The organism is Vibrio sp. 10N.286.45.E10 (assembly GCF_002874195.2).
GTDB lineage: Bacteria > Pseudomonadota > Gammaproteobacteria > Enterobacterales > Vibrionaceae > Vibrio > Vibrio crassostreae.
In genome coordinates this window covers 687,010-700,820 of the sequence record NZ_MCWD02000001.1, presented here as the reverse complement: position 1 = coordinate 700,820, position 13,811 = coordinate 687,010, and the positions used below count along the sequence as shown (strand labels likewise).

The 13,811-nt window shown below is 45.7% G+C and carries 13 protein-coding genes; 4 read left to right on the top strand and 9 right to left on the bottom strand.

Annotated features, from left to right (window positions below; all coding sequences use genetic code 11):
- Positions 1-3: 3 nt before the first annotated feature.
- The 5 genes from menC to BCU34_RS02995 form a co-directional block, all read right to left on the bottom strand.
- The gene (gene menC / locus BCU34_RS03015; RefSeq protein WP_102478631.1) at positions 4-1,011 is read right to left on the bottom strand and encodes an o-succinylbenzoate synthase; all 1,008 of its coding nucleotides are present in this window, start codon (positions 1,009-1,011) and stop codon (positions 4-6) included.
- A 75-nt stretch (positions 1,012-1,086) separates the two neighbouring features.
- Entirely contained in the window at positions 1,087-1,953 is an 867-nt protein-coding gene (gene menB, locus BCU34_RS03010; RefSeq protein ID WP_017060170.1) for a 1,4-dihydroxy-2-naphthoyl-CoA synthase, read from the bottom strand.
- Between the two features lie 93 nt (positions 1,954-2,046).
- Entirely contained in the window at positions 2,047-2,856 is an 810-nt protein-coding gene (gene menH, locus BCU34_RS03005) for a 2-succinyl-6-hydroxy-2,4-cyclohexadiene-1-carboxylate synthase (RefSeq protein ID WP_102478630.1), read from the bottom strand.
- Positions 2,857-2,865: 9 nt separating this feature from the next.
- Positions 2,866-4,590 carry a 2-succinyl-5-enolpyruvyl-6-hydroxy-3-cyclohexene-1-carboxylic-acid synthase gene (gene menD / locus BCU34_RS03000; RefSeq protein WP_102530046.1) on the bottom strand — a complete coding sequence of 575 codons (1,725 nt, stop codon included), beginning with the start codon at positions 4,588-4,590 and terminating at the stop codon, positions 2,866-2,868.
- Complete coding sequence (locus tag BCU34_RS02995) at positions 4,587-5,894, bottom strand: isochorismate synthase MenF (RefSeq protein WP_102480116.1); 1,308 nt, start codon at positions 5,892-5,894, stop codon at positions 4,587-4,589. The genes menD and BCU34_RS02995 overlap by 4 nt, the downstream gene beginning before the upstream one ends.
- Before the next feature lie 296 nt (positions 5,895-6,190).
- On the opposite strand from BCU34_RS02995, the gene BCU34_RS02990 reads away from it, so the two are divergent.
- The 3 genes from BCU34_RS02990 (at position 6,191) to BCU34_RS02980 (ending at position 9,578) form a co-directional block, all read left to right on the top strand.
- Entirely contained in the window at positions 6,191-7,426 is a 1,236-nt protein-coding gene (locus BCU34_RS02990) for a pyridoxal phosphate-dependent aminotransferase (RefSeq protein ID WP_048661469.1), read from the top strand.
- A 168-nt stretch (positions 7,427-7,594) separates the two neighbouring features.
- A complete protein-coding gene (gene yfbR / locus BCU34_RS02985; RefSeq protein WP_017060613.1) occupies positions 7,595-8,179 on the top strand; it encodes a 5'-deoxynucleotidase in 585 nt (194 codons plus the stop codon).
- Between the two features lie 55 nt (positions 8,180-8,234).
- A complete protein-coding gene (locus BCU34_RS02980; RefSeq protein ID WP_048661470.1) occupies positions 8,235-9,578 on the top strand; it encodes an anti-phage deoxyguanosine triphosphatase in 1,344 nt (447 codons plus the stop codon).
- Positions 9,579-9,604: 26 nt separating this feature from the next.
- On the opposite strand, the gene BCU34_RS02975 is transcribed toward BCU34_RS02980, so the two are convergent.
- Positions 9,605-10,204 carry a tRNA-uridine aminocarboxypropyltransferase gene (locus tag BCU34_RS02975; RefSeq protein ID WP_102478429.1) on the bottom strand — a complete coding sequence of 200 codons (600 nt, stop codon included), beginning with the start codon at positions 10,202-10,204 and terminating at the stop codon, positions 9,605-9,607.
- Between the two features lie 9 nt (positions 10,205-10,213).
- Here BCU34_RS02975 and rrtA point away from each other — a divergent pair, with 9 nt between their 5' ends.
- Positions 10,214-10,762, top strand: coding sequence for a rhombosortase (gene rrtA, locus BCU34_RS02970; protein ID WP_102478428.1), 549 nt, complete (start codon positions 10,214-10,216; stop codon positions 10,760-10,762).
- On the opposite strand, the gene BCU34_RS02965 is transcribed toward rrtA, so the two are convergent.
- The 3 genes from BCU34_RS02965 to BCU34_RS02955 form a co-directional block, all read right to left on the bottom strand.
- Positions 10,753-11,052 carry a ComEA family DNA-binding protein gene (locus tag BCU34_RS02965; protein WP_102432832.1) on the bottom strand — a complete coding sequence of 100 codons (300 nt, stop codon included), beginning with the start codon at positions 11,050-11,052 and terminating at the stop codon, positions 10,753-10,755. The two genes, rrtA and BCU34_RS02965, sit on opposite strands and share 10 nt — an antisense overlap.
- 246 nt (positions 11,053-11,298) lie before the next feature.
- Complete coding sequence (gene ppiD, locus BCU34_RS02960; protein WP_048661474.1) at positions 11,299-13,164, bottom strand: peptidylprolyl isomerase; 1,866 nt, start codon at positions 13,162-13,164, stop codon at positions 11,299-11,301.
- Between the two features lie 219 nt (positions 13,165-13,383).
- Entirely contained in the window at positions 13,384-13,677 is a 294-nt protein-coding gene (locus BCU34_RS02955; protein WP_012604504.1) for an HU family DNA-binding protein, read from the bottom strand.
- Positions 13,678-13,811 lie beyond the last annotated feature (134 nt).

Genomic DNA, 13,811 nt, shown 5'->3' with positions numbered 1-13,811 from the left:
AGCCTAAGAAGACCAAATCAATTGCTGCTGTTCAAGGGTAGAAACCGGAAGCTGACAACCCGGCCATGAAACTTCCAACTGTTGCTGATACAAGCCAATCGTATCCAGCCCCGGCACTTCATTTGGCAGATATTGCTGCGCCAGACGAGCAATCTGAGTCAAACCTAGGCTCGACTCAATGCTTGAACTCAATACAGGTTTAATTCCAAGCTGTTGTGCACGCTCAATGATTGCCACACAACGTTCTACAGAGCCAATGAGAGTTGGCTTGATAACTACAGCTTTAACACCAGTAAGGTCGCTAAGATCAAACTCTGGATTACGCACAGCTTCTTGCAGTGTTTCATCCCAAGCAATCGCTACGCCGTGGTCAATAGCAAATGCCAAGCTGTCTTCCGGCTTTTGGCAAGGTTCTTCAATAAAGCTGATACGCTGACGTAATGAAGGCGAAATGTACTTAATGAACTGCTTCGCTTTTTCTGGCTTCCACGCACGGTTGGCATCAAGCCTTAGAGTCAAATCCGGAATCGATTCAAGGAATAAGCTAACCAGCATGCCATCGCGAATCGCTTCGTAGAGGCCGACTTTCACTTTTGCAACCTTCTCGCCTTCCATTTCATTTAGTACAGGGATCAGTTCATCTGGATCACCTGTACACAAAGGCGCAGCCTGGTAGTTACCTTCCGTGTTGAGTTCGCCTCGTAATTCCATAATCGCCATCGAAAAACCGAAGGCAACAGAAGGATATAGCTCATTAAAAGGCGTTTGAGGGTTGTTGTGACTCCAAAGCTCTAATTCATGTTGCAGTTGAATACCGGCTTGTTCAGCATCTTCTTGGCTGAAGCCTGGCAGAGGCGCAACTTCACCAAAACCTGTTTTACCGTCACACTCTAGTTGGATGACATAGCCAACGCGTTCGTTCAACTTATTGTCACGAAGAACCACTCCACTATCCATAGGTAATTGATAACGGTAGAGTTTAGCGTGACGCTGAGAATTCACTGAGTTCATAAAGTTTCCTAAAAAACGGGGAACATCAAAACAAAACGAGCCGCTATTAGCGACTCATTTTGAAAAGGAGAAAGACTATGGGTTACGCGGGAACTTGTCGAAGTCCGGTCGACGTTTCTCGTTGAATGCGTTACGGCCTTCTTGACCTTCCTCTGTCATGTAGAACATCATGGTTGCGTTACCAGCCAACTCTTGTAGACCGGCTTGACCATCACAGTCAGCATTAAGAGCTGCTTTCAAGCAACGTAGAGCCATTGGGCTGTGCTGCAGCACTTCACGACACCAACGAACGGTTTCTTTTTCTAGGTCAGCGACAGGCACAACCGTGTTCACCAAGCCCATGTCCAAAGCTTCTTGAGCATCGTAGAAACGGCATAGGAACCAGATTTCACGCGCTTTCTTTTGGCCAACGATACGAGCCATGTAAGAAGCACCCCAGCCGCCATCGAATGAACCTACTTTAGGACCCGTCTGACCGAACTGCGCGTTTTCAGCAGCAATCGTAAGGTCTGCCATCATGTGAAGTACATGACCGCCACCGACAGCCCAACCCGATACCGCTGCGATTACTGGTTTTGGACAAGTACGAATTTGACGTTGGAAATCCAGTACGTTCAGGTGATGTGTACCTGAATCGTCTTGGTAGCCGCCGTAGTCACCGCGAATACTTTGGTCACCACCAGAACAGAACGCCTTCTCACCAAGACCCGTCAAAATGATCACGCCTACTTTCTCGTCGTAACGAGCATCAGCCAATGCATTGATCATCTCTTTTACGGTTTGTGGACGGAACGCATTGTGGACTTGAGGACGCGCAATCGTGATTTTTGCAATACCGTCGTCAGACTTGTGGTACTGAATATCTTCGTATTGACTGCTTTCATCGCTCCAGTTAACTGCCGCGTAAAGTTCTTCTTCTGTGATGCCTACTGTTTTAGCCATGGTGATTCCCATTGTTCTATTAGAGACCACGACTAACGAGTAGTCGTGACGGTGTTGCTCTGCTTTTGATAGTGCTTGATACGAGAGAATCGCTCAGTCAGATTTACGACGACTGGCGATACATTGGATTATCAGGTTGGAAAACAGTTCTGGTTGCTCAAAATGAACATTATGACCAGCGTAATCCACCTGACTATATTCAAAGCCACTATTATCAGCTAGCTCCATGAATTTACGGTCTTTTTCTCCACACACATAATGCAATAAGTGCTCATGAGATTTCAATGTGGCACGTAAATCCGGTTGCTTAGCTAACGAAGTAGATAACAACATATTTGCTACGGATACTCCAAGATTACCACTACGCTTTATGACCAAAGTTTGTCTTTGCTCATGATTTAGTGAAGAAAAGACGCTTTGTTGATACCAATCGTCTAAAACATCTTCAATCGACTGCTGTGCAAAACGAACAGCCCACTGCGTATCATGTACTAACCTTTGTGCTCTTTCTTCATCACATTCCAAACCAAAGTTGCCACCTTCAATGATGACTTTCTCTAGGTTAAGCGTCTCGAAGCAAGGGCTTGTCACCCCATACATAGCGAGTCTGCCGCCCATAGAATATCCGATCACCACGATAGGGTAATTAGCAGGAAGATCGTTGAGCGCCAGTTGAGATGTGATGCACTGGACAATTTTCTTGCAGCAATGATCAAACCCTACCGGATCGATAAAGCGACTTTGTCCGTGTCCGGGTAAATCTATGCAAAGGAGAGGAAAGTCCTCGAGGAATGGATGACATGCACTCCAATCATCCCCGCTTCCGAGTAAACCATGTAAAAAAACAAGCAAAGGTTTGTCAGAAGAATCTTGTACAGCTGGGTAATAATCGGAGTAAAGCATGTAAAGTCCTTAGGCTAATGCCTCGGTGAGCATTGAACTGAATTGTTTCAGCAAAGTAGACGCTTGTTCGGGAGGCGTCTTAACTTCCACGAGCAAGGTACCCTGACCCTGTTCGAAATGTTGTTCGATAATGGTTTGATAGCAATTCAAGGTTTCTGGCGCAGCGTATCCCAACTGGAATTGAGCAGCAGCGTGTTCAAAACTGAAACCATGAGGCATTTGATAAAGTGACTGTTTCTGCTGCTCTGGCACCGGCAATAAATCAAAGATCGCACCACCATCATTGTTGGTTACAACAATAACCATCGGCGTTAAATTATGAGTCAGCAGAGCGAGTGAGTTGATGTCGTAAAGCAAAGAAGTATCGCCAATCAACATCAATAAGGGATTCTGGTTGGCTTTCACCACGCCCGCAGCCGTCGCCACCAAGCCATCAATGCCCGATGCACCACGATTGCTGTAAACTCGATTCGCAGATATTGACGACAACATATCCACCAGCCTTACCATCAAGCTGTTTCCCACAAACAACTCTCTGTCTTTAAGTCTAGACGACAAGTCAACCGCAACACTCAACTCTGTCAGTTGGTCATTATTGGATATTTGTGCGAGTGCGAGTTGCTGAACGGTATTTGCGACCTCGATTAAAGGCGTCGCCCAACCAGAGTGTTTGCCTAACAATGTTGGCAGGTGTTGATCGGTTATCCATGACTCAATATTGGCAACAATATGAGTTTGAGGTAGATGATCTTGATTTATACGGTGCGCATCAGGTGAAACCACTACATATTGCGTGCAATCGAACCAAGCTGCTTGTGACTTAATCCATTGGTTTAATCGTTTAGAAACGATGCGCTCACCAAACTGAAGAATAAAATCACACTGGTTGAGTTGCTCTTTAACTGAGTCACTCTGTAACCACAGATCATAATGCTTCCAATCACTGTTCACGCCCGATTGAGGATCACAGAAGATTAGCCAGCCCAAAGCAGAAGCAAACTGCTGCGCTTTTGTTGCCGCTTCTTTATCAATCGAACCAATAATCACGGCACCTTTACGCTCTAGGTAATCGCCAGGCGCTACTGGCTGTACAGTCAAATGATTGGGTAAACAAGTATTAGAATACGGGTTGGCTGATGAGCTCCACCCTGCGATACTTTTAGTGTAATCCGCATACATTTCAGCACTGTTCTTAGAATAGAGCGGCTCTGGGAACGGACAATTGATATGAATCGCGCCGCCAACATTGCATTGTTTCGCAAGCGCACTATCAACCGATGTTAGCAGCCAGTTCAAAGAAACTTGTGTGGTTGGGCTTGGCAGGTTTAGCGCCGTTTCAACATGAGACGAAAAGATACCCTGCTGCTGGATCGCTTGATTAGCGCCGCAATCCACTAAATCGATAGGTCGATCTGAAGTCAGTAAAATCAGCTTCTCTCGTGTTAACCCAGACTCAGCGGTCGCAGGAAGAAGGTTCGCGACAGCTGTTCCCGATGTCACAATCACCGCAACGGGCTTGTTACTCGCCTTAGCTAAACCTAAAGCCAAAAATCCAAGACCACGCTCATCAAAGTGCGTGTGTAAGGTTAACTTGGGATTAGCTTCAGCTTCGAGAGTTAACGGTGTTGAGCGAGAGCCCGGTGCAACACAAACATGTTCAACACCGTTGCGTGCTAGCTCTTCAAGTAATGTGTGACACCAAACTCTATTTAATACGGCTTGGTCGTGATTCATGACGCCACACCAAGTGGTGGATGATCGGAAATTAGGCTGAGCAAAGTCGACATCTTCTTGTTCAGCTCTTGCCACTCATGTTCAGCAACCGATCCCGGCACGATCCCTGCTCCAGCAAACAGTTGTACTTGATCGTTTACAATCAAGGCACTTCGAATCGCCACGCAGAATTCCGCTCTCTGATGGCTGATATAGCCTACAGAGCCTGCATACCAGCCTCGAGCAAACGGTTCGTGTTCAAGAATGAAATCCATCGCTTCTTTACGTGGCAAACCCGCTACCGCTGCAGTTGGCTGTAAGGCAGCAAGCAACTGCACACCATTAACACCATTATTAAGTTGAGCATGGATATTGCGCTTCAAATGCTGCACCTTACGCAAGCGCACTAAGCGGGCATCCTTTTCAACATGGACCGTTTGAGAATGAGGAGTGAGACGCTCAATGATGTCGTCAACCACATACTGGTTCTCATTGAGGTTTTTGCTGTCTTGAGAAAGCCAGTTGGCCAGTTCCATATCTTCAGTAGCGTTCTCTCCACGACCAATGGTTCCAGCAAGCGCTTCGGTATCGAGCTCAGTACCATGTCGGCTATATAAGCGCTCTGGCGTCGAGCCAATAAAGCTGTGTTTAGAGTCCAGCACCAACATAAAGTGGAAACTGTGATGATTTTGCAGATAGCTGGCTTTAAGTAATTGAGCCGCACAAATAGGCGCATCGAGTTGTAGCGTGGTTTTACGCGCTAAAACGACTTTTTTATACTCTTCGTCGCTAATGCCTTGCAGCACTTTATCGACAAGGTTGCCCCACTGCTCTCTTTCTGGAACGTGATTGATCTGTTCAATATGGGCAGACAAAGGCGCCAATATCGCCGCTTCAACGGATAACTTATTTAAGGCATTGATAGAAGCAACGCGATCAGGAGACAAGTTGACGGCCAGCGACCAAGTATTGTCAAAGCGAATTAATTCAACCTGAGGAAGGAAGAAAAACGATTCCATGCAGCGACGGTTCTTTGCGGTGTGCCCGTCAAACGATCGTCCCCCCCAGATTCGTTGGTCTTCACCAAGAATCGCGTACGCGGGTGCCGGGTCTGAAAACGTATGTAACTGTCCGAGCGCAACAACCTCTTCACGAGTGTCGCGTGACTGCCAGTAGAACTTAGGAAAGAGCGGTTGAGCATGAAGCCATTCAATAAATGCAAACGATGGTTTTTGCGTTAGAACTTCAACACAACGAACTTCGCTTGCTTGGGCATTTTGTACTCGCTCAATCAAAGCGGAGATAGTTTGCTGGAAATGTGACAAATCGACCTCGTTCACATCTAAATTATTATTATATTAGTTTGATACTTTATGGGCAGTACCCACTTAGATCAAGAATGTACTATATCTTTTCAACATTCCTGTGATTTTAAGCGATCCCGCCCCTTTATTCATCTTAGCCAATAACCAAGAAAGCGATTAATTAAAATTTAGAAAATAGTGACAACAAAAAGACCAAACGTGACACTGAAATGCGACATTCATCAGATTTTTATTCTATCAAACGCCATTTTGCGGTACTTTAATAAAGTATTTAAATTAATTTCAGGAAATCGGCAATGCAAAATATCGGGATGTCGTCAAAACTCAACAGCGTATGCTACGAAATCAGGGGGCCTGTACTCAAACATGCTAAGCGCATGGAAGAAGAAGGGCATAAAATACTAAAGCTTAATATTGGTAACCCCGCCCCATTTGGTTTTGACGCCCCTGATGAAATCCTTGTTGACGTAATCCGTAATCTACCGACATCTCAAGGTTACTGCGACTCAAAAGGCATCTATTCAGCCCGCAAAGCGGTTGTTCAGCACTACCAGAAAAAAGGCCTACGTAACCTTGATGTAGAAGACGTTTACATTGGTAACGGCGCATCAGAGCTTATCGTTATGTCTATGCAGGCGCTACTGGATAATGGTGATGAAATCTTAGTTCCCGCTCCGGACTACCCACTATGGACAGCGTCTGTTGCGCTTTCTGGTGGTACACCGGTTCACTACATGTGTGATGAAGATGCTGATTGGTATCCAGATTTAGACGACATGCGCGCGAAAATCTCTCCAAAGACTCGCGGCATCGTTCTTATCAACCCGAACAACCCAACAGGTGCAGTTTACAGCCGTGATTTCCTACTACAAGTTGTCGAAATTGCACGTGAGCACGGCCTAATCATCTTCGCTGATGAGATTTACGATAAAGTACTTTACGATGGTGCAGTGCATACCTCTGTTGCAACGCTTGCTGAAGACGTATTAATGGTCACGTTCAACGGTCTATCTAAGGCTTACCGTGTATGTGGTTTCCGTGGTGGCTGGATGTTCTTAACAGGTCCTAAACACCTAGCAAAAGGTTATGTCGAAGGGCTAGAGATGCTTGCCTCGATGCGTTTGTGTGCCAACGTACCAATGCAGCACGCTATCCAAACGGCATTAGGCGGCTATCAGAGTATCAATGAGTTGATTCTTCCTGGCGGCCGTCTACTTGAGCAACGTGACCGAGCATGGGAACTGATTAACAAGATTCCTGGCGTTTCTTGTGTGAAACCAAAAGGCGCGATGTACTTGTTCCCTAAGATCGACACCAAGATGTACAACATCAAAGACGATCAGAAATTCGTACTAGACTTCCTTAAGCAAGAGAAGGTGCTATTGGTTCAAGGTACGGGCTTCAACTGGCCGAAACCGGATCACTTCCGCATCGTGACTCTGCCGCACATTGAGGATCTAGAAATCGCGATTGGTCGCCTAGAGCGCTTCTTGCAAACTTACAGCCAAGACGATCTCGTCGACGTTAAATAAACACAATGAAAGGTGGCTACAATTTGCTGTTTTAAAAGACTTTAACTTGTATTCAATCACTTCTATGCTTAAAAGGCTCCTGTTTAGGAGCCTTTTTTGTATCCGCTGTCTCGTACAGTTTGTGGCAAACACAAGGTACGAGTGGAGCACTCTCTAGATAGGACACTTATGAAACAGAGCCATTTCTTCGCCCATCTCGCACGCATGAAGCTGATTCAACGTTGGCCCCTGATGCGATCTGTTTCAAGCGAGAACATTTCAGAACACAGCCTACAGGTCGCTTTCGTTGCCCACGCTTTGGCGCTGATCAAAAACAAGAAGTTTGATGGTCAACTTAATCCTGAGCATATTGCTCTGCTTGGCATGTACCACGACACCAGTGAGGTACTGACAGGCGATTTGCCAACGCCAGTTAAATACTACAACCCGGATATCGCCCAAGAATATAAGAAGATAGAAGCCGCAGCAGAGCAAAGACTGCTTTCTATGTTGCCAGAGGAGTTCCGAGACGACTTCGCCCCATTTTTAATATCTGGAACAGCGAGTAAAGAAGAGCAAAGCATCGTCAAGCAGGCCGACACCATCTGTGCTTACCTGAAATGCTTGGAAGAGCTCAGTGCGGGCAATCATGAATACGAGCAAGCCAAGCGCCGACTGGAAGAGACACTCGAACAACGCAAAAGCCCAGAAATGGACTACTTTCTCACCACATTTGCGCCAAGCTTTGAATTATCACTAGACGAGATAAGCTAGCTGGGTATAAGTTGTTTTTAATTAGCTAAATAAAATCAATTTGATAGGTGCTATTTTGAATTCTCTACTCGAACCACCCTTTGTACTCGAACAAGAATGGCAGCATCGAAATGACGATGAACATAAAATAAGACGAGATGATCACCGTAGCCCATATCAACGTGACCGAGCGCGCGTGCTTCACTCTGCTGCTTTTCGTCGCTTACAAGCGAAAACCCAGATTCATGGCACCATGGTGAATGACTTTCATCGAACACGCCTTACTCACTCTCTTGAGGCCGCCCAGCTTGGCACAGGTATCGTTGCTCAACTGAAGAAAAAGCAACCCGAGTTTCGAGACCTATTACCCTCAGACAGTTTAATTGATTCACTGTGTTTGGCTCACGACATCGGTCATCCACCATACGGACATGGCGGCGAAGTCGCACTCAACTATATGATGCGCGACCACGGCGGCTTTGAAGGCAACGCTCAAACGTTTCGCATTGTCACTCAGCTAGAACCTTACACTGAGAATCACGGGATGAACCTGTCTCGACGCACGCTACTGGGGTTAATTAAGTACCCTTCGCTGCTCAGTCAAGTCCAAGCGAGATTACAGTCTGAACCGGTAAAGCATCAACGACAGCTCCGAGCCAAAGATTGGATGCCGGCAAAAGGCATCTACGATCATGATGAAGAGTTGTTTAACTGGGTGCTTGAACCGCTTTCAAGCAGCGACCAACAGCTCCTAAAACAGAAAAGAAAAACGCATACCGAGCCACTTGAGCACAATAAGACCAAATATAAGTCACTGGACTGTTCGATCATGGAGCTGGCTGATGACATCGCGTATGGCGTGCACGATTTAGAAGATGCGATTGTGCTTGGTTCTGTGACCAAAGCTCAGTGGATCGAATCGGCTTACCCTCAGCTGAAAGAGATGGCCGACCCTTGGATTTGTGAACACCTAGATTCAATTACAGAGATGCTTTTCTCTGGTGAACAGTATCGTCGAAAGGATGCGATTGGTGGAATCGTCAACGCATTGTTGACCAGTATTTCAATTAAGCGAGTGGATGCTAGCTTTGAGAATGTGCTTTTGGCTTACAATGCGGTGCTTGAACCAAGCATGGACGGCACGCTTGATAAACTGAAACACTTTGTCAGCGAGTTTGTGATTCAAGTGCCTCAGGTTCAAGTCATCGAATACAAAGGCCAACAGATCATCATGGATATGTTTGAAACATTCAGCGCTGATCCTGAACGCTTGCTGCCACTGCCCATCAAGAAGCAATGGCTACAGCATCAAGATGAGTCTCGAAAAATGCGCGTGATTGCGGATTACATTTCATCAATGACTGATGATCTTGCGCAGAAAATGCATCAGCAACTATTCTCGGCTCATACCGAGTTTTAATTCCTGACTCATTTTACTGAAACGGCTTAATCTAAGTAGTTTTTCTCAAACACACCCGGCGGCATTTGATTGATTTGAAACTGAATCATTTGATCAAATGCCGTTAGCAAAGGGCTAAATTCGCCATCACTCTCTAACAAGCTAAGCAAATGATAGCCAGCTTCAACGGTTGAAAGGCTGTTTTCACTGGGTGCTTTGCGAATTCGGTAATTACCCTTGAGATCTTTGGGTAAGTGGACCGTGTTCAACGCATGCAAGTTATTCGACACTTGCCACACCTTGAATGCTTTCTTCCACGTCCCATCCAATAAAATCACACGTAGCTTCTTGCTTGGGTATGTTGCCGACTCAACAGGCACAGAATTTTCACTTGGGTATAAAATCACATGTTGGTACTGTTCATCGGCCAGCAATGCGTTCAGTTGTTCGTTGTCTGAAAAGTCTTCACCAACAAGCGTCACGCTGTTTTTTAGAGATAACGAGAGAATACGCGCGGTTCCCATCGGACGGTGCTCTTCTGATGGGTGCTGAAGAATGATAAGCTCAACATTCGATTCGAGTGGTGTAACCCACTGACAAATACAAGCTTTCAAAGCCTTGCTGCATTGGGGGCAATAACGAGACATGGATTTAATGTGTACCCTGTTTTAATTTTCACTTCACTTTTATGCGTCTTATTCCAATTTGAGCCAATACAAGCTTGGGTCGTATGGGATAGCAATGCGATTGCCGAGGGGCAATGGTGGCGGATCCTAACAGGAAACTTTTCACATACCAACTACTCGCACCTTCTGATGAATCTAGCAGGCTTATGGATCATCAGCTATCTGTTTCAACCGAGTAAAAAACAGCTTGTTCTTGCTCTGCTTGTGATTAGTCTAGTGACTGGGATCGCTCTGTTGTTTTCGAGTATTCAGATCTATGTTGGCCTATCTGGCACTTTGCATGGGTTGTTTGGCTTATTCGCGCTCAGAGAGGCTTTAAACGGCAGGAAATCTAGTTGGCTATTAGTGTTGGGGGTAGTAGCTAAAATCGCTTGGGAGCAGCTTGTTGGCCCCTCTAGCACGACTGGCGAACTGATTAACGCTCGTGTCGCAATTGAAGCCCACCTAGCAGGTGCTCTGGTCGGGGGCTTCATGGCTATCATTTCATTTCTAATCAACAAAAAAATGGATCAAAGCTGAATTCTTTCACGGTTCTTTTCAACCGTCGCTTCACCTATCCCTTTCACACTCGCCAAATCATCAGCAGTAGTAAATGCCCCGTTCTGCTCTCTGTAGTCGACAATCTCTTGGGCTTTTTTGTCACCAACACCAACCAGTAGTGCTGATAGCTCTTCTGCTGTCGCGGTATTGATGTTAACCGTAATCTCAATGCCATCGTAAAGCTCAGCTTTAGTTGGGCTGTCTGCAAACACTGCAGGGCTTAAGAGCATCAGAAATGAAAGAAGTAGTGTTGAATATATCGTGCGCATAAATCGTTCCTTTGTACAAAAAAGGTAACTTATGCATTTGCAGCACTAGATAACACAATCACCAGACAAAAATAAAGCGGGTCTCCTAAGTGACCCGCTTCGTTATACATCTTGTTTTCATCAGTTTGTTTGTTGGCTCACAAATCTGATTTATCGAATAAACCTAATTTGCAAAACAACAACCATCGCATGTTGACTCTCGGTAGTCAGTAACCAAATAGGCTTAACTACCGAGCTAATCGATGCTTACTGACCTTGGCCTACTACGTAGTATTCAACGTCTGCGTTTTTACGAAGTACGTTTAGTACGTTAGTCAGATCTTGTTGGTTACCAACTCGTTCCAACTGTGCACCAATTTGAGTGCTGTAAGCTGGGTTGATTTCAGCCGTTACCTTAGAAAGCTCAACAACAACGATGTTACCGTCTTGGTCTTTAGATTGACCGAACACAGCTTGGCCTGCTTCTGGTTTCGCTAGAGCGAATACAGATGCTGCTAACGGAGAGTTGCGGTCAATCGTTTCAAGTTCAGTGAACTCAAGATTGTTGTCCGCTAGCACTGCTTCATTGCCTTGCTTTAGTTCGTTCACTAGAGAAACACCTAGTTCAACCGCTTGTTGCTCAGCTTGTACAGCAGACAATGCAGCGACAACCTGATCTTTCACTTCAGCTAGAGGAAGAACTGTCTCGTCGCGAGTCTCTTCTACACGAACAACGATCACGTGCTCAGGAGCCACTTCGATAACTTCAGAGTTTAGACCGTCTTCTTTCACTTCAGGGCTCAAGATAGCTTGCATAACTGCAGGCGTCATCAGAACTTCTGGAGCGTCAATTTGAGAGATGAAATCTGTTGTTGTGATCTTCGCATTGATAGCTTCTGCAGAATCATCAAGAGAATCTGGGAATTCAAACGCTACTTTTTCTAGCTCAGTTTGTTGCTCGTAGAACTGGTCTACAGCGTGCTGGTCTAGAAGCTCTTGCTTAATCTCTGCCGCTACTTCAGTGTAAGGCTGAGCTTGAGACGCTTTTAGTTCGTCGAGCTTGATGATGTGGTAGCCGAAATCAGATTTAACTAGACCAGTCGTGTCACCAATATTCTCAAGAGCGAAAGCCGCGTCTTCGAATGCTGGGTCCATCACATCACGTTCGATCCAACCTAGGTCACCGCCAACGTCAGCACTGCCGAAGTCGTCAGATTTCTCTTCCGCTAGCGTAGCAAAATCAGCGCCTGCATTTAGTTCGTCTAGGATAGACTGAGCTTTCGCTTCGTCATCGCCTTGAACTAAGATGTGGCTAACTTTACGTTGCTCTTCAGTTGAGTACTTGTCTAGGTGCTCTTGGTAGTACTTCTGCGCTTCTTCATCGCTTACTTCAAGCTGAGACTTAAGTGCTTCAGCAGAAAGCTCAATGTAAGATACCTTCGCTTGCTCTGGACGAGTGTAAGCTGCAGGGTTCTCTTGGTAGTACTGTTCGATCTGTTCGTCAGTTAGCTCGATGCCTTTCGCAAGGTCAGCAACAGACAGTGTCACTGTGCGAATGTCACGAGTTTGTGCGATAAGCTTGCTCTGAGTATCGATTTCACCTTGAAGAACGAATTCACTGCCTTGAAGTGCAGTCACAAGCTGGTTGCGCATTAGGTCACGACGCATGTATTCAGCGAAGCTCTCTGCGCTGAAACCTGCACGACGTAGTGCCGATTGGTAAACTTCTTGGTCGAATTGACCAGCTGTTTGGAACTGAGGCATTTCTAGAATCATGGTACGGATTTGAGAATCACTGATTCGTAGACCTAAAGACTCAGCTTGCTGCTCAAGCAGTACATCGTTGATCATGCGATCAAGTACTGATTTACGGAAAGACTCTACGTATGCAGGGTCTGCAAGCATTTGAGCGAAGTAATCGCCAAGTTGAGACTGCATGCGATTACGTTCGTTTTGGTAAGCCTGTTCGAACTCACCACGAGCAATTTCTGTGTTGCCAACTTTAGCTGCTGCGTTGTTACCGCCACCGGTGATGTAGCTGCCTACACCTGCGAATACGAATGACAGGATAATCAACCCAAGGATAATTTTTACCGCGATGCTATTCACGCCTTCGCGTAATCGATCCATCATAATTTAAGTGCTCTCCGGATATGAAGCATTGGCTTCAAAATAAAAATCTATTCACGCGATATTATCAGAAAAAGAAATGCGCATCAGTAGGATGCGCATAATTTAAATAAGTTCAATGTGCTTTGTACACATACTGTTTAAAAATGAAACATCATTTTTCAAACAGTAAACGCATTTTACAGCCTTCCCCTCGCAAAACCGAGGTTTCAGCCGTAGAAATTAGTTACATGCGTCTTTAAGTGCTTTACCCGCTTTGAAGCCAGGTACTTTAGCTTCTGCGATTTGGATCTCTTCACCAGTTTTTGGGTTACGACCTGTACGAGCAGCACGAGTACGAACACTGAAAGTACCAAAGCCAACAAGTGCAACTTGGTCGCCTGATTGTAGCGTTGTGCCAACTGCTTCGATGAATGCGTCTAGAGCGCGGCCAGCTGAAGCTTTAGAGATGTCTGCGTTTTCTGCGATTGATTCTACTAGTTGTGTTTTATTCACTGTTTTTCCCCTATGTGTCATCTGTGACTACTTCTTGATGACTGTACGTTCCATTTTGGTTTTAATTTAGCCGCAAGCCTTATTGCAAAAGGGCTGCCGCTTTGATCAATAACTTAGCGTCCAAAAAAAACGCTGACAAGCCTTTTCGGGCCTAT